Origin of the sequence: Chryseobacterium mucoviscidosis (genome assembly GCF_002177115.1) — a bacterium.
Classification (GTDB): Bacteria; Bacteroidota; Bacteroidia; order Flavobacteriales; family Weeksellaceae; genus Chryseobacterium; species Chryseobacterium mucoviscidosis.
In genome coordinates, this window is record NZ_MVAG01000091.1 from 17,230 (window position 1) to 37,987 (window position 20,758).

At 36.0% G+C, this 20,758-nt stretch carries 24 protein-coding genes; 6 read left to right on the forward strand and 18 right to left on the reverse strand.

Annotated features, from left to right (window positions below; genetic code table 11):
- Positions 1-52: 52 nt before the first annotated feature.
- The 17 genes from B0E34_RS05770 to B0E34_RS05850 form a co-directional block, all read right to left on the reverse strand.
- Positions 53-646 carry an acyltransferase gene (locus tag B0E34_RS05770; protein ID WP_087707800.1) on the reverse strand — a complete coding sequence of 198 codons (594 nt, stop codon included), beginning with the start codon at positions 644-646 and terminating at the stop codon, positions 53-55.
- Between the two features lie 65 nt (positions 647-711).
- Positions 712-1,218: a hypothetical protein gene (locus B0E34_RS05775; protein WP_123956558.1), complete on the reverse strand. Its 507-nt coding sequence runs from the start codon at positions 1,216-1,218 to the stop codon at positions 712-714.
- A 47-nt stretch (positions 1,219-1,265) separates the two neighbouring features.
- The gene (gene pcaF / locus B0E34_RS05780; RefSeq protein WP_087707804.1) at positions 1,266-2,471 is read right to left on the reverse strand and encodes a 3-oxoadipyl-CoA thiolase; all 1,206 of its coding nucleotides are present in this window, start codon (positions 2,469-2,471) and stop codon (positions 1,266-1,268) included.
- A gap of 58 nt (positions 2,472-2,529) precedes the next feature.
- Positions 2,530-2,844 (reverse strand): hypothetical protein, encoded by a 315-nt coding sequence (locus B0E34_RS05785; RefSeq protein ID WP_087707806.1) that lies wholly within the window; start codon positions 2,842-2,844, stop codon positions 2,530-2,532.
- A 5-nt stretch (positions 2,845-2,849) separates the two neighbouring features.
- Positions 2,850-3,263, reverse strand: coding sequence for a PaaI family thioesterase (locus tag B0E34_RS05790; protein ID WP_087707808.1), 414 nt, complete (start codon positions 3,261-3,263; stop codon positions 2,850-2,852).
- Position 3,264: 1 nt separating this feature from the next.
- Positions 3,265-3,579, reverse strand: a complete 315-nt coding sequence (locus B0E34_RS05795; protein WP_087707810.1) for a hypothetical protein — start codon at positions 3,577-3,579, stop codon at positions 3,265-3,267.
- A 9-nt stretch (positions 3,580-3,588) separates the two neighbouring features.
- Positions 3,589-4,005, reverse strand: a complete 417-nt coding sequence (locus B0E34_RS05800; RefSeq protein ID WP_087707812.1) for a hypothetical protein — start codon at positions 4,003-4,005, stop codon at positions 3,589-3,591.
- Positions 4,006-4,007: 2 nt separating this feature from the next.
- Positions 4,008-5,141 (reverse strand): 3-hydroxyacyl-CoA dehydrogenase NAD-binding domain-containing protein, encoded by a 1,134-nt coding sequence (locus tag B0E34_RS05805; protein WP_087707814.1) that lies wholly within the window; start codon positions 5,139-5,141, stop codon positions 4,008-4,010.
- A gap of 40 nt (positions 5,142-5,181) precedes the next feature.
- The gene (locus tag B0E34_RS05810; RefSeq protein WP_087707816.1) at positions 5,182-5,535 is read right to left on the reverse strand and encodes a four helix bundle protein; all 354 of its coding nucleotides are present in this window, start codon (positions 5,533-5,535) and stop codon (positions 5,182-5,184) included.
- 35 nt (positions 5,536-5,570) lie between these two features.
- Positions 5,571-6,371: an enoyl-CoA hydratase-related protein gene (locus B0E34_RS05815; RefSeq protein ID WP_076395152.1), complete on the reverse strand. Its 801-nt coding sequence runs from the start codon at positions 6,369-6,371 to the stop codon at positions 5,571-5,573.
- Positions 6,372-6,465: 94 nt separating this feature from the next.
- Positions 6,466-6,930, reverse strand: a complete 465-nt coding sequence (gene paaD / locus B0E34_RS05820) for a 1,2-phenylacetyl-CoA epoxidase subunit PaaD (protein ID WP_087707818.1) — start codon at positions 6,928-6,930, stop codon at positions 6,466-6,468.
- Positions 6,931-7,027: 97 nt separating this feature from the next.
- Positions 7,028-7,777 (reverse strand): 1,2-phenylacetyl-CoA epoxidase subunit PaaC, encoded by a 750-nt coding sequence (gene paaC / locus B0E34_RS05825; RefSeq protein ID WP_029297552.1) that lies wholly within the window; start codon positions 7,775-7,777, stop codon positions 7,028-7,030.
- Between the two features lie 136 nt (positions 7,778-7,913).
- Positions 7,914-8,195 carry a 1,2-phenylacetyl-CoA epoxidase subunit PaaB gene (paaB, locus tag B0E34_RS05830; RefSeq protein WP_002981782.1) on the reverse strand — a complete coding sequence of 94 codons (282 nt, stop codon included), beginning with the start codon at positions 8,193-8,195 and terminating at the stop codon, positions 7,914-7,916.
- A gap of 123 nt (positions 8,196-8,318) precedes the next feature.
- Entirely contained in the window at positions 8,319-9,257 is a 939-nt protein-coding gene (gene paaA, locus B0E34_RS05835; RefSeq protein WP_087707820.1) for a 1,2-phenylacetyl-CoA epoxidase subunit PaaA, read from the reverse strand.
- 112 nt (positions 9,258-9,369) lie between these two features.
- The gene (locus tag B0E34_RS05840; RefSeq protein ID WP_087707822.1) at positions 9,370-10,455 is read right to left on the reverse strand and encodes a 2Fe-2S iron-sulfur cluster-binding protein; all 1,086 of its coding nucleotides are present in this window, start codon (positions 10,453-10,455) and stop codon (positions 9,370-9,372) included.
- On the reverse strand, positions 10,456-11,772 hold the full coding sequence (locus tag B0E34_RS05845; RefSeq protein WP_087707824.1) for a phenylacetate--CoA ligase family protein: 1,317 nt from the start codon (positions 11,770-11,772) through the stop codon (positions 10,456-10,458).
- A gap of 338 nt (positions 11,773-12,110) precedes the next feature.
- The gene (locus B0E34_RS05850; protein WP_087707826.1) at positions 12,111-12,689 is read right to left on the reverse strand and encodes a TetR/AcrR family transcriptional regulator; all 579 of its coding nucleotides are present in this window, start codon (positions 12,687-12,689) and stop codon (positions 12,111-12,113) included.
- A 596-nt stretch (positions 12,690-13,285) separates the two neighbouring features.
- On the opposite strand from B0E34_RS05850, the gene clpB reads away from it, so the two are divergent.
- Positions 13,286-15,892, forward strand: a complete 2,607-nt coding sequence (gene clpB / locus B0E34_RS05855; RefSeq protein WP_087707828.1) for an ATP-dependent chaperone ClpB — start codon at positions 13,286-13,288, stop codon at positions 15,890-15,892.
- Between the two features lie 133 nt (positions 15,893-16,025).
- Here clpB and bamJ read toward each other — a convergent pair whose 3' ends face one another.
- A complete protein-coding gene (gene bamJ, locus B0E34_RS05860; RefSeq protein ID WP_087707830.1) occupies positions 16,026-16,727 on the reverse strand; it encodes a BamJ family beta-barrel-assembly machinery protein in 702 nt (233 codons plus the stop codon).
- A 192-nt stretch (positions 16,728-16,919) separates the two neighbouring features.
- Between bamJ and B0E34_RS05865 the strand changes: the two genes are divergently transcribed.
- The 5 genes from B0E34_RS05865 to B0E34_RS05885 all read left to right on the forward strand — a co-directional run bounded on the left by B0E34_RS05865 (position 16,920) and on the right by B0E34_RS05885 (position 20,735).
- Positions 16,920-17,474: a hypothetical protein gene (locus B0E34_RS05865; RefSeq protein ID WP_087707832.1), complete on the forward strand. Its 555-nt coding sequence runs from the start codon at positions 16,920-16,922 to the stop codon at positions 17,472-17,474.
- Positions 17,475-17,503: 29 nt separating this feature from the next.
- On the forward strand, positions 17,504-18,151 hold the full coding sequence (locus tag B0E34_RS05870; protein WP_087707834.1) for a hypothetical protein: 648 nt from the start codon (positions 17,504-17,506) through the stop codon (positions 18,149-18,151).
- Positions 18,130-18,915: a sensor histidine kinase gene (locus B0E34_RS05875; RefSeq protein ID WP_087707836.1), complete on the forward strand. Its 786-nt coding sequence runs from the start codon at positions 18,130-18,132 to the stop codon at positions 18,913-18,915. Before B0E34_RS05870 ends, B0E34_RS05875 begins: the two co-directional genes overlap by 22 nt.
- Entirely contained in the window at positions 18,912-19,550 is a 639-nt protein-coding gene (locus B0E34_RS05880) for a response regulator transcription factor (protein ID WP_076395130.1), read from the forward strand. The genes B0E34_RS05875 and B0E34_RS05880 overlap by 4 nt, the downstream gene beginning before the upstream one ends.
- Positions 19,551-19,742: 192 nt before the next feature.
- Positions 19,743-20,735, forward strand: coding sequence for a zinc metalloprotease (locus B0E34_RS05885; RefSeq protein WP_087707838.1), 993 nt, complete (start codon positions 19,743-19,745; stop codon positions 20,733-20,735).
- Positions 20,736-20,758: the final 23 nt, after the last annotated feature.

A 20,758-nucleotide genomic window follows, 5' to 3' on the forward strand; every position in this document is an offset into this window, starting at 1 on the left:
TAGTTTCCTATGATAAAATTTTCAAATTAGCACATTTTCAAATTATTTAATTTTACTTAATATCATCCCAGATGCTGTAATCCACCACTTTTGTAGGGATCTGCTGAACATATTCTGTAAAAGGTTCACAAGGCAAAATAGCATCTTTTCCTTCTCTTGCCAGTTCCTGATATAATCTTGTTCCTTCTGTTTTCCATCTGATCATTTCATCAGAAACATCGCGGATAATTTTTGCAGGACTTCCTACAATTAATTTTCTGGCATCACATCTGAAGTTTGCCGGAACAAAAGCTAAAGCGCCGATGATACATTCATCTCCGATTACCGCTTTGTCCATCACGACAGAATTCATTCCGACCAGACAGTTTTTACCGATATGTCCGGAGTGAATAATCGCTCCATGACCGATATGTGCAGACTCTTCAAGTATGGTTTCAATTCCCGGAAAAACGTGTAGGGTACAGTTTTCCTGAACATTGGCACCGTCTTTCACTATAATTTTTCCCCAGTCACCACGAATCACTGCATTGGGCCCAACATAAACTTCTTCGCCAATTTCTACATTTCCGATGATCACCGCTTGCGGGTGAACGTACGCGGAAGGTTTTATTATCGGGCGAATTCCGTGATATGAGTAAACGTTCATTTTTTATTTAATTTGAAAATTAATTTTTGTGATGTACAATTTTACTTGTGCTTTCTTAATAAATTTTAATCAATGACTGAAAGTTTAAAGTAATATATTTCATCTCCACTCTCAAGAATAAATTCATCATAATCTGATGCATAATGGCTTTTCAAATTTTGATATTCTATTTCATAAATTTGTATTGGATCTATTGTTTGAAGTAAAAGATCAACAAAATCTACAATCCATTCTCTTTTCCGCTCATCAAAGTATAAAGAAAAATTATTTCCTACATCAGATAAGTAATAGTCACGTTTATCCTGATAGGAATAAAACCATTTATCATGTAATAACTTAAAGAAAAATTTAAATGCTTTCTCTAAACTTATTTCTTTCAATGTATAACTTTCACTAATATTTTCAACTTTATTCTCTATAGTTTTCGCAATGGTATCTAATTTAGGTATAATACTTAATTCAAAATTATAACTATGGTCGGTTTTATCATTGAATCTGGCTATTGTTTCAAGTTTTCCAACAATAATTCCATAATTAAGTATTTTATGTTCCTTTTTAGTTAGACCTTTCATTGTCATTATTTATAGAAAATATCAGTACTTAAAAATTATTAATTGATTTAAACCCGTTCAATCACCATCGCATACCCTTGTCCGACACCGATACAAAGTGTACACAATGCATATTTCTTATCCTGTTTTTGAAGTTCCATTGCCGCAGAACCAACGATTCTGGCTCCTGAAACTCCAAGTGGATGACCGATTGCAATGGCACCTCCGTTTGGATTTACTCTTGAATCGTCATCTTTTAAACCTAAGGTTCTTGTTACGGCTAAAGCCTGAGCGGCAAATGCTTCATTCAATTCGATGATATCCATATCGTCTAATGAAAGATTCAGTCTTTTTAATAGTTTCTGAGTGGCTTCTACAGGTCCGATTCCCATAATTCTTGGCTCAACTCCGGCAACGGAAGATCCTAAGATTTTCGCTTTTGGCTTCAATCCATATTTTTTTACCGCTTCTTCGCTTGCTAAAATTAAAGCTGCTGCTCCGTCATTCATTCCGGAAGCATTTCCTGCGGTTACCGTTCCTTCTTTTCTGAAAGCCGGACGAAGTTTTCCTAGTCCTTCCATTGAAGAAGTCGGTTTGATAAATTCGTCTGTATCAAAGATTTTCGGTTCGCCTTTTTTCTGTGGAATTTCAACTTTTACAATTTCTTCTGCCAGTCTTCCGCTTTCCTGAGCTTTGGTGGCTTTCTGCTGTGACCAAATGGCAAATTTATCCTGATCTTCACGGCTGATGTTATGTATATCCGCTAAATTTTCAGCCGTTTCACCCATTGCATCAATCCCGTACATTTCTTTCATTTTCGGGTTGATGAATCTCCATCCGAAAGTGGTGTCAAACATCTGACTGTCTCTACCGAAAGCTGTGCTTGGTTTCGACATTACATAAGGAGAACGCGTCATGTGTTCTACTCCACCTGCGATATAAATTTCACCTTCTCCTGCAGCAATAGAACGGAAAGCATTTGCCACCGCAGACATTCCTGAAGCACACAATCTATTCACCGTTTCCCCTCCGATTTTATAAGGAAGCCCAGCCAATAAAAGCCCCATTCTGGCTACGTTTCTGTTGTCTTCACCTGCCTGATTGGCGCATCCGAAAATAACGTCCTCAATTTCCTCAACAGGAACTTCAGGGTTTCTTGCTACAATTTCTTTAATAACAATGGCAGCCAAATCGTCGGCTCTTACTTCAGAAAGTCCTCCGCTTAATTTTGAAATGGGAGTTCTTATGTAATCTATGATGTATACGTTGTTCATAATAATTCAATTTAATAATCCAGCAATGCTAAATTGGCTATTTCATTTATACTATTCATTAACTTTTTAAAATTCCTTCATGCCAACACATCCACAGTAAATAACTGTTAACCGCTTCAATTCCATCTTCATTAATCCAAACATGATTTTCTTTTAAATATTTTTCGGATAAGTTTTGAATTTCTTTGACGGTAAATTGTGAATGCTCAGATTTATTCCAAATAATATTGAAGGTGGCTGTTCGCATATTTTCAAATTCTTTTAAAGTTTCATCAAAGTTCTCCAGATTATTATCTTTAAAATAATCTCTCATCTTTTCTTTATCAATGAAAAGAGTGCTTGAAAACTTTTTTAAAATTTTATTCTTATCCAATATTTTTAAAGTTCAATAACTTTCTTATTAATTTTGTAAACTGTTCCGACAAATTTGGCAACCAATTCTTCGTTTTGATTGGTAATTTTAATGTCGTAAACAGCGGTTTTTCTGGTTTCATTGACCAAAATGCTTTCTGCTCTGAAAATATCGCCTTCTTTTCCGGCTTTGGTAAAATTGATGATGCAGTTTAATGCAACAGCAGCATCACCGGAATTGTTGGACGAAAAAGCCAGTGCAGAATCTGCAAAAGCAAATGTAACGCCTCCGTGAACCGTTTTCAGCCCATTAATCATTTCTTTTTTAATGGGCATTTCTATTAAACAATAATTTTCTCTGACTTCAATCAGTTTAATATTCATCCATTGGGAAAAATAATCCTGATCAAACATATATTCTGCAACCTGTCTCGGATTCATTTTAATTTTTGCTAGTTATTTTTTCAAATAATTCATCAGCCAACTTGTCGTAAACCGACATGGTCTTTCCAAGAATAATCTGATGGGACGAAAGATTTTCGGAATTTGAAGGATCTTCTGTTTGAAAATGTTCATTTAAATCAATTCCAAATTCATTTGCTAATCTTTTAATCAATTCTTTATATTTTTCATTGAATTTACCTAATAATTCAAGCTTTTCCTGATAATCATGTATTGAAGAAAGTTCCTGAATGATGTATTCTTTTTCAATGATAAGTCTTGTTTCCAGTTCAGCTCTGAAGTCCTCAATATTCATAAAATTTATTTAATAATTGTCAGCAGTAAGGTAAAGTTTATTTTCATTTTCCATTACTGATTTGCAAATATTTATTATCTCATCATATTCTTTTCCAAACAATTTAATATCAACTTGGTTTTCATTATTAATGAGATAATCATAAAATTCTATGATATCGATAATTTGTTCTTCTTTTTCAGAAGCCCAGCCAATCATATCATACACTCTTGAATAGTTGTATCTATAAACCGTACTCTCCGAAGAATGATGCAAAAAGTCATTATCTAAGTTCATTATTAAATCAAAAGCATTTGTTGCTAAAACTAATTCAGTAATAATATTTTCATCACTATCTTTTTCGCTTAGTATGACCTCTCCTAATCCAAAAGCAAAATGCTTTTGCCAATCAGATAACAAATCTATTCTAAGAGTTTTATGTTTCATGTTTAAATTAACTTTTTCAGCAACGGACTTTGTCTGTATCTCTCTTCCTGATATTCTTCGTAAAGATCCTGCAAAGTTTCGGAGATTTTAGAATATCCTATTTCTTTTCCCCATGCCAATAAACCTTTGGGATAATTAACGCCTTTCTGCATTGCGAGTTCCAGATCTTTGTCATTTGCTACGCCTAACCTTTTTGCTTCTACGGCTTCGTTAATCAGCATGGAAATAATTCTCATGAATATTTGCTGATAAAGTGCATCGTCTTTCACAGGTTCCGGTTTAACAGCTCCTTCCGAATAATCGTAAAACCCTTTTCCTGTTTTTCTGCCGTGAAGTTTTGCCTCGGACATTCTCTGCTGAAGAAGAGACGGTTTGTATTTCGGATCGTAGAAATATTCGTTATAAACGGTTTTGGTTACCGAGAAATTTACGTCAACTCCGATTAAATCCATTAATTCAAAAGGTCCCATTTTAAAGTTACCTAAAGTTTTCATCGCATCATCAACCTGTTCTACCGTTGCTATGTTTTCTTCAACAATTCTCAATCCTTCTCCATAGTAAGGACGGGCAATTCTGTTGACGATAAATCCGGGAATATCTTTTGCAACAACAGGAGTTTTTCCCCAATCTTTCATCAGACTGTAGATTTTTTCCGCTAAAAATTTTTCGGTTAATAAAGATGGAATAACCTCAACTAAAGGCATCAGCGGAGCCGGATTGAAGAAGTGAATTCCGATGAAACGCTCCGGTTTCTGTAATTCCGCACCAAGAGAGGTGATGGAAATGGAAGAAGTATTGGAACCAATCACACAGCTTTCTGAAACGTATTTCTCTAATTCTGTGAAAACTTTGGTTTTTATTTCTTTATTTTCGATGATGGCTTCAATGATCAATTCACAATCTTTGAAGTCTTTTAATTCGGTGGCAATGGCAATATTGGCTAAAATTTCAGTCATTTTCTCTGATGAAATTTTCTGTTTATCAACCAGTTTAGTCAGTGTTTTTTCCAGACCTACGGTTGCCGTTTCTACTTGTTTTGCGTTGGCGTCATAAATCCAGACTTTGCATCCGTTCGTTGCGGCTACCTGTGCAATGCCGATTCCCATGGTTCCGGCACCGATAATTCCTACATTCATATTTTTAATTTGAAAATTTGGAAATGAGTTAATTTGAAAATTATTTAAGCTTCGAACTTGAAATAATTTTAGATAGAATTAATAAAATTTCTTTTAAATCTGAAATTAATTTTTCATTGGGCGATTGCAAATGTGGAGACTTTAAACACAGTAAAAGCCAATATTCTGTTTCATCAGCTTCTTTAGCGGCAATTTTCAATTTATGGATAAAATCCGCTTTGCTTTCTGCATTTTGAGCTTCTCTAACATTAGCTCCAATCGAAGTTCCAGATTTGAAAATCTGATTTGCTAATGGAAATCTTTTAGTTTCGTACAAACCTTCTGAAAATTCAATGATGTCTAAAGCAAAATCAAAAGTCTTATTTACAATAATATTCTCTTTATCATTTCTCATTTTCAAATTCTCAGATTAACTCATTTTCAAATTAATTATTTCCCTTTATACTCAGGTTTTCTTTTCTGTAAAAAGGCACTTACTCCTTCTTTAAAGTCTTCTGTTTCTGCAGCTTTCTGTTGCAGATCGCCTTCTAATTCCAACTGCTGCTTCAGCGTATTGTCGTAAGAATGCGCAAATGCTTTTTTGGTTAATTTTAAACCAACTGTAGGCATATTGGATACTCTTTCTAAAATTTCCAGTGATTTTGAACTGAATTCTTCCTCATTGAAAACTTCAGCAACCAAACCGTATGATTTAGATTCTTCCGCGGATAATTTTTTTCCGGTAAATGCTAAATAATTGGCTAATTGTCTTCCCAGTAATTTTGGTAAAAAATAGGTTCCACCCGTATCTGGAATCAATCCGATATTGGAGAAAGCCTGAGCAAAATAAGCTTTTTCATTTGCCAGAACAAAATCGCAGATCAACGCCAACATCGCTCCGGCTCCAACTGCAGGACCATTTACCAACGCTACAACCGGTTTTTTGCAGTGGGTAATTTCCATTACCAAAGGATTGTAATAATCTGTTACAATTTTTCTGATGATATCGTTGTCATGATGTTCATTACCCTGAACAAAAGCATCATCAAGATTCTGACCGGAACAAAAAGCTCTTCCTCTTCCGGAAATTGCCACACATCTTACTGCAGGATCTTCACTGCATTCTTTTACAAAATCTTTCAGATCTGATAAAGACGGCTTTGTAAGCGCGTTCATGGTATCCGGCTGATTGAGATAAGCAATTTTAAGTTTTCCGTCGAAATGCGACTCAATATCGAGTTGTGTATACATAGTTTATAATTTTTTAATTTGAAAATTAGACAATTTGAAAATTTTAGTTCACTACTAATTTACTCGTTTTCAAATTAGCACATTTTCAAATTGTTTAGTGACATTTAAAATAGTCAAAAGGTTCTAAACAGTCTAAACACTGATACGAAGCCTTACATAAGGTAGATCCGAATCTGCTGATCTGTTTTGAGTTCAAGGAACCGCAACGCGGACATTTTTTAGGTTTCCCGATATGATGCTCGTCGGCTCCTTTTTCGGGAGGTGTAATTCCGTATACCCGAAGTTTTTCTCTCGCTTCATCGGTTAACCAGTCCGTCGTCCAGATCGGAAACATTTTGGTCACCACTTTCGCTTCCCATCCGTTTTCCTTCATAATTTTGATGATGTCTTCCTCAATGGTAAACATGGCGGGACAGGCAGAATAAGTAGGCGTAATGGTTACTTCGCAGGAATTCTCGCCAGTAATTTTCGCCTCTCTTACAATACCCAATTCCACGATATTAATTACCGGAATTTCCGGATCGGGAACCATTTCTAATATTTCTAAAGGATTTTTCATAATTAATTTGAAAATTTGAAAATTTGGGTAATTTGAAAATTTATGGCACTCCTCAATTTTCAAATTAGCACATTTTCAAATTAACTCATTGATTTTTTTACCAAGTACAGCCCGGATAAGCTCTCTGCATATACTGCAATTCACAAAGGATATATCCAAAATATTCTGTGTGATATCCTGTTCTGGATTTTGGCTGCATGAAAGGATTTGTAGGATATTCTAACTGGAAATCTGCAAAATCTTTTTGGGTGATCGCTAAAAATTCTTCATAAAGAGCATCGGTATTCGGAGCAATATTTAAAGCGACCAAATCATCTTCTCCTTCTGTTTTTGCAAATAAACCTTTGGTGTATTCCCAGATATTTTCAATGGCTTTTACCAGACGGCTCTTACTTTCTTCTGTTCCCTGAGCAAAAATTTTCATCCAGGAAGCAGCGTGCGTGTAATGGTATTTTACCTCTTTTAATGATTTTTGAGCAATCGCTGCCAATTCTTCATTGGCTGAATTGGACAATGCTTCATACATCAGTTTCTGATATACTGCAAAAACATACACTTTTAAAATCGTCTGGGCATAATCTTCGTTCGGAAGTTCTGTCCAATGTGCATTCACATATTCGTGTTCATATCTTAAAAAGGCTATATCATCTTCAGATTTTCCATCGTCTAAAAGTCTTGAAGCGTAAACGTAAAAGTTGTTCGCCTGACCAAGTTCATCCAGCGCAATATTCGTTAATGCAATATCTTCCTCCAGATAAGGACCTTCACCGCACCACGCAGACAAACGTTGTCCCATAATGAAACTGTCGTCTGCCAATTTTAATAAATAATTATATAATGGGTTCATTGTTTTTTAATTTGAAAATTTGAGAATTAGTTAATTTGAAAATTGATTTATTGTCTTAATTGAAAAATTGAAAATAATTAATGTGTTAAGGTCATTTTCTAATTTTCAAATTAGCACATTTTCAAATTGAATCAATCTACATATTTTTTACATCGTTCGGGATCTCGTAGAAGGTTGGGTGACGGTATAATTTGTCATCAGCCGGATCGAAAAATGCTTCTTTATCCACTCCTTCTGAAGTTACGATGTATTTACTTGGAACTACCCAAACTGAAGTTCCCTCTTTTCTTCTTGTATAAACGTCTCTTGCGTTCTGTAAAGCCATTTCTGCTGTTGGCGCCTGTACAATTCCAACGTGTTTGTGAGATAACCCCGGTTTAGTCTGAATAAACACTTCCCACATATCTAAATTTGCCATAATTAATTTGAAAATTTGAAAATTCGTTAATTTGAAAATTGATTAAGTGTCGTAATTGAAAATTTGATCGTAAATAAAACCGCTAAGGTCATTTTCAAATTTTCAAATTAGCACATTTTCAAATTATATTACCTCTTTTTGTTGTTTTTCAGCGAAAGCTGCCGCCGCTTCTTTTACCCAGGAATTCTCTCTTTGAGCTTTTCTTTTGGTTTCGATACGCTTTTTGTTGGCAGGACCATTTCCTTTTAAGATTTCCATAAATTCATCCCAAGGAAGTTCCCCGAAATCGTAATGCTGTCTTTCTTCGTTCCATTTCAGATCTTTATCCGGAATGGTTAATCCTAAAAATTCAGCCTGAGCAACCGTAACGTCGATAAATCTCTGACGAAGACTGTCGTTGCTTTCTCTTTTCACTCTGTAATTCATAGAGATTTTAGAGTTTGGTGAACTGTCATCATTCGGACCAAACATCATTAAAGCCGGCCACCAGAAACGGTTTAACGAAGCCTGAGCCATTTCTTTCTGCTGTTTTGTACCGCGGCAAAGAGCCATTAAAATTTCATAACCCTGTCTTTGGTGGAAAGATTCTTCTTTACAGATTTTCACCATCGCTCTTGAGTAAGGACCGTAAGAATTCCCCATCAGCATGACCTGATTCATGATTGCAGCACCATCAACCAACCAACCGATGGCACCGATATCTGCCCAGCTTAAAGTCGGATAGTTGAAGATACTTGAATATTTCGCTTTTCCTGAAAGCATATCTTCGTACGTTGCATCTCTGTCGGCTCTGATGGATCCATCACCTAAAGTTTCGGTTGCAGAATAAAGGTATAAACCGTGACCTGCCTCATCCTGAACCTTCGCCAGAAGAGCCATTTTTCTTCTCAAAGAAGGTGCTCTGGAAATCCAGTTGGCTTCCGGCAGCATTCCGACAATTTCAGAATGTGCGTGCTGTGAAATCTGACGAACCAAGAGTTTTCTGTAATCATCGGGCATTACATCTTTTGGCTCTACTTTATTTTCGTCGTGTACATACTGTACAAATTTTTCTAAATCCATCTTTTTAAATTTGAAAATTAATTAATTTGAAAATTTGAGAATTAGGCAATTTGAAATTAAAACACAATCATGGCATTTTCAAATTGGCACATTGGCTCATTTCCAAATTGATTTAAACATCATAATTAAGCATCACCACGTTGGTTGTCGGGTGACACTGGCAGGTAAGAACGTAACCTCGGGCTACTTCTTCTTCGGTAAGCGCGTAGTTTTTTTCCATGAAGACTTCGCCTTCCAAAACTTCGGCTTTACATGTACAGCACACTCCTCCTTTACACGCAAAAGGTACAGGAAGATTGTCTTTCAATGCTTTATCTAAGATACTCTCTTTTTTTGAATTCAAATGGAAAGAATATTCATCATCGTCAATGATTACCGTAACCATACTTTCAATATTGGCAATGGCCTTGAATTCGTCGCTCATTTCCTCCGTATTTTCTTCGTCAGGAGCAGTGAAATATTCAAATAGAACCTGAATTGCCGGAACTTTTTTATCTTTCTTCAAATAATCTGCAATTCCTTTGATCATTTCAGAAGGTCCGCAAATGAAATACGTGGCTTCTTTTACATCAATATCTGCATATCTTTCAAATAAATGTTCCAGTTTTTCAGGAGAAATTCTTCCTTCAAAAATCGGGTCTTCATGCTTTTCACGGCTTACGAGATAAACTACTTTCAATCTTCCGTTGAACTGCTCCACCAATTTATCGATCTCAGCCTTTTTCATCACGTGATTCATGCTTCTATTGCTGTAGAACAGGTACGCGTTGGAATTCGGCTCCTGATAAAGACTTTCTTTAATATTTGATAAAACCGGAGAAATTCCGCTTCCTGCCGCCAAACCAATGTATGTTTTTACGTTTGTCGGATGATAAGATGTGTTGAAACCGCCCATCGGAGGCATTACCTCAAGAATTTCATCCATGTGAAGATGCTCGTTGAAATAACCGGAAACTTTTCCGCCTTCCAATAATTTCACTAAAACTTCCAGCGTGTTGCTTTTTTCACTCGGCGCATTGCAAATGGAGTAAGAACGTCTTTCTTCATTTCCGTTAATCATCATTCGGAAATTAAGATACTGCCCCTGTTTGAATCTGAATTTATCTTTCAGCTCTTCAGGGATTTCAACCGCTACATTTACTGCATCGTTGGTATCTTTCTGAACTTTTACCGTTTTAAGTTTATAAAATGAATTCATTTATTTTTTAAGTATTCTGTTAATTTTTCCACCTTCGCATTTCGGAAGACTGTCCTGAGCATGAATTTTCACTTTTGTGGTAATTCCTACCCTCTTTTTTATTTCGTTTTCTATACTTTTTTCAAAGCTTCCGACAAAAATAACATAATCGTCGGTATTTTGATTTAAATTTTTCGAGGCGATCAATTCGTCACCAATTTCAACATCAATATCCAGTGCAACACACATTTGTTCCTTCTCAACAGGAGTTAAATAATAGTTCGGAACGACTCCTTCCACATGAGAAAATGCTTCTTCAATCTGACTTGGATAAACATTTACCCCTCTTACAATCAGCATATCATCGGCTCTTCCCAAAATCGGACGCATTTTTACCATCGTTCTTTTACCATTTTCGTCATAGTAAAGACTTGTGATATCATTTGTCCAGTAACGCAGAAGCGGCATTGCTTTCTTCGTTAAAGTCGTAATCACCAAAACGCCTTCTTCACCAAACGGAACTGGCTCTTTTGTAACCGGATCGAGAATTTCGGGGTAAAAATGGTCTTCCCAAATGTAAGAACCTCCTTTTTCTTCAAAATCTTCCATCGAAACACCCGGCCCTATAATTTCACTTAATCCGTAAATATTGGTTGCATGAACGCCTAATCTTTCTTCAATATGCTGTCTGATTAATTCCGTCCAAGGCTCTGAACCTAAAACGGCATATTTTAAACTGATTTCTTCTGCGGGGATTCCTCTTTTAGCAAATTCATCAGCAATGGTTAAAGAGTAAGATGGCGAACAGCAGATTACTTCGGGTTGAAAATCCATGATGAGATCAACCTGTCTCGCCGTCATTCCTCCCGAAATCGGAAGAACGCTCATTCCCAGTTTTTCCGCTCCGTAATGCAATCCCAATCCGCCCGTGAAGATTCCGTAACCATATGCATTATGCAACTGCATTCCCGGTTTCGCGCCTGCTGCGTTCAAAGATCTCGCCACGACTTCGCTGAATAAATCAACATCTTCTTTTGTATATCCCACTACCGTCGGTTTTCCCGTTGTTCCGCTTGAACAGTGAATTCTCTGCAGTTCATTCTTCGGAACAGTAAATAAACCAAACGGATAGTTGTCTCTCAAATCCTGTTTGTAGGTTATCGGAAGTTTGGTAATATCTTCGATCGACCTTATTTCCTGTGGAGATATTCCTGATTCTTTAAATTTTCTTTTATAAAACTCCGACTTCTCCCCAAGATAGCTTACCAAATTTGCCAACCGCTCAGACTGAAGCTGTCTCAACTGATCGAGCTTAAGATATTCAACACCAAAATCCATAACTAACTAACATTTGTTAGGTGTAAATTTAAAAAGATTTTGGAACGTGACAAAATTTTTATGATTTTCGTCAGATTTTTAATGATTCTAAATAGTTAAGGCTAAGATTGAGGTTTAGTTTAAGCATGATTTTAATGAGGATTTTGTCATTCAGTACATAGACAGAAAGTCTACGAACGCAGTTCAGAAGTGAAGTGAAAAATCTGTTTTTATTTAATGTTTAGTAGATTTCTCCTTCGTCGAAATGACAGCTTACTGCATAATCAGAATTGAATAGAGTAAAATAATCTTAAAATAATTGTGAGATTCTTCCTTCGTCAGAATGACAGTTAAACGGTTTATTTTTTTTGATTTCCCAGTAAACCGAAAAGAATTTTATCCCTAATTTCATCGGTGATATCAGAACCAGAATCAATATTTCTTTTGAACCAGAAATAGGAATTGTTTAAGGTATGAAGAATAAATCTCGTGGTAAAAGCGGGTGATCTTAATTCCCAGTTTTCAGCGGTATAAATTTCAGAAATCAACTGTTCAACTTCCTGCTGATAATTTTTTCTTAATTCGATAAACTCTGGTAATCTCTCTTCAAGATGCTTCCATTCATTGGAATAAATGTGCGTGACATCACGGTTTTGAAGAACAACCGACAAATGTTTTTCAATAAAAAGATTGAGCTTTTCCTTTGGTGGAATATTGGTGTTTTTTACATCCTGAAGTTCATCAAAAAATTCCTGCGCGATGCCGAAACAGATCCATTCGAGAATTTCTTCCTTTGAGCGGATGTGTGCATATAAAGAAGCTGCTTTGATATTCAGTCTGGTTGCCAAATCCCGCACAGAGCTTCCCATGTAGCCTTTCTCCTTGAAAAGTTCCACGGCAACATCTAAAATTTTCTTCTGTTTTTCTTTAAGCTCCATTTGTAAAAACGCAAAAGTAATTATTTTGATTTTAATATTTGATTTTGAGAATATGATTTTTAAACTAAAAATTAAAAGCCATACACTGCATAATACTTTTTCAAAATGATGAAATGAAAAATTACTTAAACCATTAAGAAGATTTAAGATGTTAAGTTTAATTAAGAAAAAATCAATAGATTTTTAATATGCATTATTTTGGAAAGCGAAGCAACTCTTAAATATTCTAAACTTCTTAATTAAAATCTTAATGGTTCAATCAAAAAATAAGGTTAGACGTATTTTGAGATTCAACCCAATCTGACGGTTCTTCCGATAATTTTCACTTAAATTCTTCGATTCGGAAATTTTGTCTTTCCAAAATAGATTTAAAATAAATATTTCGGAAATTTTGTCCAATATTTTTAAAAATTCAACAATAGAATACTTTTTGCGATAATGTACCTGAATTAAATGATTAAATAAAGATTAAGGGCATCAGAAATTAGAAAATCTGATTAAAAAATTAACATTTATTTGACTCTTATGGTCTGAAATCTGATGTCTAAAATCTAAAATTGGAAACTAAAAATTAAAGAATCAAAAATATACAAAATATGAACTTAAATCAATATACCGTAAAATCTCAGGAAGCAATTCAGGCTGCACAACAGGTAGCAATGGAATTTGGCAACCAACAGATCGAACCTCAACATTTACTGGAAGGAATTTTTCAGGTAGATGAAAATATATCGCCTTTCTTATTAAAAAAATCTGAAGCAGATGCAGCTTTGGTAAGAGAGCGAAACCGCGAAAATTTAGAGAAGCTCCCTAAAGTTCAGGGAGGGAATATTTACCTTTCACAATCAGCAAATAAAGTTTTGCTTGATGCGCCTAACATTGCTAAAAAAATGGGCGACGAATATGTCACCATTGAGCATTTATGGCTTTCACTATTGGAAACGAATTCAGAAGTTTCAAAAATGCTGAAAGATATGGGCGTTACCAAGAGTCTTCTGGAAGGCGGAATTAAAGAATTAAGAAAAGGAAGCAAGGCAACTTCTGCAAGTTCGGAAGAAACGTATCAGTCTTTAAATAAATACGCTAAAAACTTCAACGAATTAGCGGCGGAAGGGAAATTAGATCCTGTGATCGGCCGTGATGAAGAAATCCGAAGAGTGTTGCAGATTCTTTCAAGAAGAACGAAAAACAACCCGATTCTGATTGGTGAACCCGGAGTTGGTAAAACCGCCATTGCGGAAGGAATTGCCCACAGAATTATCAGCGGTGACGTTCCTGAAAATCTGATGGATAAAACATTATATTCTCTGGATATGGGCGCTTTGATTGCCGGTGCAAAATACAAAGGTGAGTTTGAAGAGCGTCTGAAATCCGTGGTGAATGAAGTTATTAAATCGGAAGGACAGATTATTCTTTTCATTGATGAAATCCACACTTTGGTAGGCGCAGGAGGCGGTGAAGGTGCAATGGACGCCGCGAATATCCTTAAACCAGCTTTGGCAAGAGGAGAATTAAGAGCGATTGGAGCAACGACTTTAAATGAATATCAGAAGTATTTTGAAAAAGATAAAGCCTTAGAAAGACGTTTCCAGAAGGTAATGGTGGAAGAACCGGATACAGAATCCGCAATTTCTATTCTTCGTGGAATTAAAGATAAGTATGAAGCGCACCACAAAGTAAGAATCAAAGATGAGGCGATTATTGCAGCGGTGGAAATGTCTCAACGATATATTTCAGACCGATTTTTACCGGATAAAGCGATTGACCTGATTGATGAAGCATCTGCTAAATTAAGAATGGAAATCAATTCGAAACCGGAAGAGCTTGATGTTTTAGACAGAAAATTAATGCAGATGGAAATTGAACTGGCTGCCATTTCAAGAGAAGGTAACCAGACGAAAATCGATCATTTAAAAGAAGATATTGCGAAGATTTCTGAACAGAGAAATGAAATTAACGCCAAATGGCTAAAAGAAAAGCAAAAATCTGAAGATTTAACGCAGATTAAAAAAGATATAGAATCTCTGAAATTAGAGGCAGAAAGAGCTTCAAGAGCAGGAGATTACGCAAAAGTAGCGGAAATCCAATACGGAAAACTGCGCGAAAAGGAAGAAGAGCTGAAAAAGCTTGAAATCGAAATGCAAAATCATCAGAATGAGTTAATTAAAGAAGAAGTAACTTCTGAAAACATCTCTGAAGTGATTGCCAAATGGACCGGAATTCCTGTTACGAAACTGCTTCAGTCTGAAAGAGAAAAGTTATTGAATCTGGAAACCGAACTGCATCACAGAGTGGTTGGACAGGACGAAGCCATTACAGCCGTTGCGGATGCGATCCGAAGAAACAGAGCGGGATTGAGTGATGATAAAAAACCAATCGGGTCATTCTTATTCCTGGGAACCACCGGAGTCGGAAAAACCGAGCTGGCAAAAGCTTTAGCGGAGTTTTTATTTGATGATGAAAACAATATGACGAGAATTGATATGAGCGAATATCAGGAGCGTCACAGTGTTTCGAGATTAGTGGGTGCGCCTCCGGGATATGTAGGTTATGATGAAGGCGGACAATTAACGGAAGCCGTGAGAAGAAGACCGTATTCTGTGGTTCTTTTGGATGAAATTGAAAAAGCGCATCCTGATGTTTTCAACACATTGTTACAGGTTTTAGACGACGGAAGACTAACAGATAACAAAGGAAGAGTGGTGAATTTCAAAAATTCGATCATTATTATGACTTCGAATTTAGGTTCACATTTAATTCAGGAGCGCTTCGACTCCGCTCTGCGTGACAAGGACGACAACATTAGTCCGGAAACACTGGAAGAGGCAAAAGATGAGGTCTTTGATTTATTGAAACAGACGTTACGTCCTGAATTCTTAAACAGAATTGATGAGGTTGTATTATTCCAGCCTTTAAGAAAAAAGGAAATCGGAAAAATCGTTACCTATCAGTTAAGAGGATTTAATGAAATGCTTTCAAAACGTAATATCATCATGACGGCAACTCAGGATGCAGTAGATTATCTGATGAATAAAGGATATGATCCTGCATTCGGGGCAAGACCTCTGAAAAGAGTCATTCAGCAGGAAGTTCTCAACAAATTATCAAGAGAGATTCTGGCAGGAACGGTAAATGATGGAGACAGAATCACTTTAGATTATTTCGAAGAGACAGGTTTGGTTTTCAGACCGACCGATTTATAAGTAGTTTTTTTCATATATATTATTTTTGAAGAATTTCCGCAGACCAAAAAATCTGCGGAAATTTTATTTGTAATAAATCAGATGTAAAATAAGCAAATCCCATTATCGCTGATCTACCTATCAAACAACATTTTTATTTAATATTCACCAATTCTACATCAAAAATAATGGTAGCACCCGCAGGAATTGATCCGGCACCATTATCTCCGTAAGCCAGCTCCGAAGGAATGTAAAATCTGTATTTAGATCCTTTGCTCATCAACTGGATGCCTTCTGTCCATCCTTTGATTACTGCGCCCAGATTAATGTCCATTGGTGCGCCTCCGTTTTTGTCGGTAGAGTCGAAAACAGTTCCATCCAGAAGCTTTCCGGTATATTTTACCTGTACAATATCAGACGCTTTTGGTTTTGTTTTACCATCACCTTCCTGCAAGACTTCATACTGTAAACCGGAAGCTGTAGTTTTCACTTTAGGATTGCTTTTATTTTTAGCAAGAAAATCCAGACCTTTTTTCTTATTTTCATCTGCCTTTACGCCTGCTGCTGCCTGCTTTTTTTCATGTTGCTTCTGCATAAACTCCTGCATAAAAGCTTCCATTTCTTCAGCCGGCATCAGCTTTTTCCCTCCATTCATTTCTTCTTTAATAGCCTGAGCCAAAAGATCGGCATCTACTTTGAAGCCTTCCTGTTTCATGTTTTGGGCAATGCTCAGACCTATGTAATAAGAAGCTTTCTGATCATCCGTGTATTTGCCATCCGCTGCATTTTCATCTTTCTTAGCGCATGAAACACTAAATATTGCTATGCAAAGTAATGCGATAGTCTGTCTTTTCATTTGATAATTTATTGTTTACGATTAATGAATTTAATAATCGCTGCAAATCTATCCAAAATCTTTATAATTTTAATTAAAAATTGCAATCCGTAAAAACCCCATAAATAATCAGGAAAAAACCGTGTCGTATTACTTTAAAATTTTACGAGATTTGCAATACCAACTAACCTTTCACCTTTTAAAACTAGCTTTATGGAAACAAGACCAAATTTAGACAACTTAGAATTTGAATCAGCCGAATCAATTTCTAATCCCAACACCCTTCATTGCGATTTGATCAGAACTCTTGTAGAGAACTACAGAAAAAATCAGTTGGCGTGTATAAACCAAAATTTAGGATTTGATGATGCCCATTCCATTCATTTTGATCTGGCTACGCTGAAAAAATTTATTTCAGACATTGAAAATGAAGCATTGAAAAACGATTCCCGAGTTACAGATCAGGATTTGGGAATACGATTTTATTATGCGGCTTATCCTAAAGAGCAGGACTGGAGCATCATGTCGGGAACTCCGATCGGAACAGAATATGCGCAGAGACACACTTTAGTTTTGGTTCCTACGATGAAACAGGAAGACGAAAACGGAGATAGGCTTTGCTATGATTTCAATCCTTTAAGCGCAAGCGGAAGCGGTGAGTTTTTGGCGATGGCTTCGGCAAGAAATTCTGGTTTGCAGGGAGAGGTAGTCTGTCAGAATCATGGTCATCTTATTCCTCCCAACAACACGGTTACAGAATCATTTTAATCTAAAAAAAGAAATATTAATTAAATACAATGACCGATTTCCAAAAATTTATATATGAATCTTTATTCTGGAGTGAAGGCATAGCTGCCTTAATCTCTGTTTGTTATTATAAGCAAATTAAAAATCAGTATTGGAAATACTTTGTATTTTATTTAATATTTATATTCTTTTGTGAATGTATTGGAAAGTGGGGAGAAAATTTTATAGACTATAATAAACAAGCCTTTTATAATTATTTTGTTATTCCTGTACAGTTTATATTTTTCTTTTGGCTGTATGCTGCAAAATCTTTTGAAAAACAGAAAACATTTTTAGCATTATCTGCTATTTATCTTTTATCATTTATTCCAAGTGAATTTATTTTAGATACAGATAATGTAATGTTTTCAATTAATTACACTTTAGGTTGTTTAATTTTAATGATCCTTGTGATTATGGAATATTATAAACAAATTAATTCGTCCAATATTCTGAATTTTAACAAAAACCCTATGTTTTACATCAATTTGGGGGTTACATTATTCTATATAGGAACACTTCCATTCTGGACTTTTTTTCCATTTATCAGAAATTATAAAGAAATCTATAATATTTATTTTTCCTACTTTTTACTTTCAGGAATCGTCATGTATCTTTTATTCTCAATTTCATTCATATGGGGAAGACAGAACTCTTAGTAACGTTAATTCTATTCAATATCTTTTTTGTATTGTTTGTGGCTGCGGTGATGGTTTATATCCGCAAATACAAACAGCGCAAGAAAGAATATCTGAATGAGATTGAAATAAAAAACGAAATTCACCAGAAAGAATTGTTAGCGACGCAGCTTGAAATTCAGCAGGCAACGATGCAGCAGATCGGGCGCGAACTTCACGATAATATCGGACAGAAATTAACGTTAGTGAGCCTTTACACACAGCAGCTTTTGTATGAGAATAAAGTTCCGGAGGTAAGCGAAAGAATTGAGCAGGTTTCACAGATCATCAATCAGTCGCTTCATGATCTCAGGAGCCTTTCAAAAACATTAACGGACGACAATATTAATCAAAAGGAAATCGTAACTTTAATTCAGGAAGAAGTAGACAATACCAATGCGTTTAAAAAATGTCATGTCGATTTTCAGCATAATTTTAACCAACTGGATCTCAGCTTTGTGCATAAAAACGTATTGCTGAGAATTACTCAGGAATTTATTCAGAACAGCATCAAACATTCAGGCTGTAAAAATATTCTGATTAATCTGAATACTTCTCAGGAGTCGCTTTGGGAACTGAATATTAAAGATGACGGGGTTGGTTTCGATCAGTCCAACATCAAATCCAACGGAATCGGGCTCACCAATATGAAAAACAGAGCCGAAATTATCGGGGCAGATTTTTGCCTTGAAAGTCAGAAAAATTTGGGAACTACGCTCAACATTATTTTAAAAAGACAGCCATGAAAAAAACGATAGTAATTGTAGACGATCATGTACTTATCGCAAAAGCTTTAGAAGGAATTATTGATAATTTTCCGGAGTTTGAAGTAATTTACGTTGCCGAAAACGGAAAAGACCTGATCCAGAAATTCGAAAACAACAGCAAAATTCCGGATATCATTCTTCTGGACATCAGTATGCCGATTATGGACGGTTTCGAAACCGTACTTTGGCTTAAAGAAAATCATCCGAACATTAAAGTAATGGCTTTAAGCATGCAGGGCGATGATAAAAGCGTTATTAAAATGATCCGGAACGGCGCCAAAGGATACTTACTGAAAAATACACACCCGAAAGAACTGGAGAATGCATTGACGAAACTTAACAATGACGGTTTTTTTTATCCGGAATGGGCTTCGAAAATCATTTTTTCCAACATGAACAATGAAGATGCTGCCAATAATGTAAAAATTTCCGACCGCGAGAAAGAGTTTTTAAAATACACCGTTACAGAACTCAGCTATAAAGAAATTGCGGATAAAATGTGCTGCAGCCCGAGAACGGTAGAAAGCTACAGAGATCAGCTTTGTGATAAATTAGATCTTAAAACACGGGTTGGTCTTGCCGTTTTTGCCATTAAAAATGGTTTCGCAGGTTAAAATCAACACTCAAGCATTACTCAATAACGATTTTAAATAATCAACAAAAACACCGTTTAAATAAAAATACAGCAACATATATTGAAAATTACTATTTATTGAATAATAAAATAATTCAACTATACTGTGAAATACTTGCATAATTACTTCAAATAGTATAATTTCATCTCCGAAACAAAATATTGTATTTTTATGAAAAAACTAATGTTCGGAGCTCTTATGCTGAGTTTCCTTTCTGCTTGTAACAGCGACAACGTTTCTAACCAGACCGAAGAATCTGAAAACACGCCTGCAATTTCCGGAACCGCACTGCAAAGAGGCTGTGCTTCTGAAGAAATCCGAAAAGTGGCATTGAAAAACAGTTCGGAGCTGAGACAGAAATATTCTGAAATTGAAGCTAAAACCGAAAGATTTGAAAATGACATGAAGCTGGGGAAAGTATTATCCGATGGCACTGTTGAAATTCCGGTAGTGGTAAATGTCTTATACAGAACAACTGCTGAAAATGTTTCTGACGCTCGTATCGCAGAACAAATTGCAGTTCTTAATGCAGATTACGCAGGAACCAACACCGACGTTTCAAAAATTCCTTCCGAATTTCAGGGGGTAAAAGCAGGTGATGTGAAAGTAAGATTCAGACTGGCGAATGTCGTAAGAAAATCTACTACCAAAACAAGCTGGAGTACCAATGATGCGATGAAGAAAGCATCTACCGGAGGAATTGATGCAACAAGCCCTTCTAATTATCTAAATATCTGGACGGTAGGAAATATGGGACAGATTCTTGGCTATGCAACTTTTCCGGAATCTTCAGGATTATGGAACGACGGTGTAGTAATTGCGTCTCCTTATTTTGGTAAGACCGGTGCTTCTTCTCCTTTCAATCTGGGAAGAACAGCTACACACGAAGTAGGACACTACCTGAACTTAAGACACATCTGGGGAGATGCGAACTGTGGAAACGACCTTGTAAGCGATACACCTACGCAAACAACAGCTAACACAGGAAAACCAAGCTACCCTCTTTACAATACCTGCAGCGGCGTACAGAGATCTGTAATGTTCATGAATTACATGGATTATGTGGATGATGCTGCCATGTTTATGTTCTCCGCAGGACAAAAAACAAGAATGCAGTCTGTTGTAGCTTCTTCCGGAGCAAGATCAGGGTTAAGACTATACTAATCTTTATTGTTAATTTTAATACA

Coding starts and splice junctions, on each gene's coding strand:
- B0E34_RS05770 (WP_087707800.1), bottom strand. CDS start 646: ATGAACGTTTACTCATATCACGGAATTCGCCCGATAATAAAACCTTCC.
- B0E34_RS05775 (WP_123956558.1), bottom strand. CDS start 1,218: ATGAAAGGTCTAACTAAAAAGGAACATAAAATACTTAATTATGGAATT.
- pcaF (WP_087707804.1), bottom strand. CDS start 2,471: ATGAACAACGTATACATCATAGATTACATAAGAACTCCCATTTCAAAA.
- B0E34_RS05790 (WP_087707808.1), bottom strand. CDS start 3,263: ATGAATCCGAGACAGGTTGCAGAATATATGTTTGATCAGGATTATTTT.
- B0E34_RS05795 (WP_087707810.1), bottom strand. CDS start 3,579: ATGAATATTGAGGACTTCAGAGCTGAACTGGAAACAAGACTTATCATT.
- B0E34_RS05800 (WP_087707812.1), bottom strand. CDS start 4,005: ATGAAACATAAAACTCTTAGAATAGATTTGTTATCTGATTGGCAAAAG.
- B0E34_RS05805 (WP_087707814.1), bottom strand. CDS start 5,141: ATGAATGTAGGAATTATCGGTGCCGGAACCATGGGAATCGGCATTGCA.
- B0E34_RS05810 (WP_087707816.1), bottom strand. CDS start 5,535: ATGAGAAATGATAAAGAGAATATTATTGTAAATAAGACTTTTGATTTT.
- B0E34_RS05815 (WP_076395152.1), bottom strand. CDS start 6,371: ATGTATACACAACTCGATATTGAGTCGCATTTCGACGGAAAACTTAAA.
- paaD (WP_087707818.1), bottom strand. CDS start 6,930: ATGAAAAATCCTTTAGAAATATTAGAAATGGTTCCCGATCCGGAAATT.
- paaC (WP_029297552.1), bottom strand. CDS start 7,777: ATGAACCCATTATATAATTATTTATTAAAATTGGCAGACGACAGTTTC.
- paaB (WP_002981782.1), bottom strand. CDS start 8,195: ATGGCAAATTTAGATATGTGGGAAGTGTTTATTCAGACTAAACCGGGG.
- paaA (WP_087707820.1), bottom strand. CDS start 9,257: ATGGATTTAGAAAAATTTGTACAGTATGTACACGACGAAAATAAAGTA.
- B0E34_RS05840 (WP_087707822.1), bottom strand. CDS start 10,455: ATGAATTCATTTTATAAACTTAAAACGGTAAAAGTTCAGAAAGATACC.
- B0E34_RS05845 (WP_087707824.1), bottom strand. CDS start 11,772: ATGGATTTTGGTGTTGAATATCTTAAGCTCGATCAGTTGAGACAGCTT.
- B0E34_RS05850 (WP_087707826.1), bottom strand. CDS start 12,689: ATGGAGCTTAAAGAAAAACAGAAGAAAATTTTAGATGTTGCCGTGGAA.
- clpB (WP_087707828.1), top strand. CDS start 13,286: ATGAACTTAAATCAATATACCGTAAAATCTCAGGAAGCAATTCAGGCT.
- bamJ (WP_087707830.1), bottom strand. CDS start 16,727: ATGAAAAGACAGACTATCGCATTACTTTGCATAGCAATATTTAGTGTT.
- B0E34_RS05865 (WP_087707832.1), top strand. CDS start 16,920: ATGGAAACAAGACCAAATTTAGACAACTTAGAATTTGAATCAGCCGAA.
- B0E34_RS05870 (WP_087707834.1), top strand. CDS start 17,504: ATGACCGATTTCCAAAAATTTATATATGAATCTTTATTCTGGAGTGAA.
- B0E34_RS05875 (WP_087707836.1), top strand. CDS start 18,130: ATGGGGAAGACAGAACTCTTAGTAACGTTAATTCTATTCAATATCTTT.
- B0E34_RS05880 (WP_076395130.1), top strand. CDS start 18,912: ATGAAAAAAACGATAGTAATTGTAGACGATCATGTACTTATCGCAAAA.
- B0E34_RS05885 (WP_087707838.1), top strand. CDS start 19,743: ATGAAAAAACTAATGTTCGGAGCTCTTATGCTGAGTTTCCTTTCTGCT.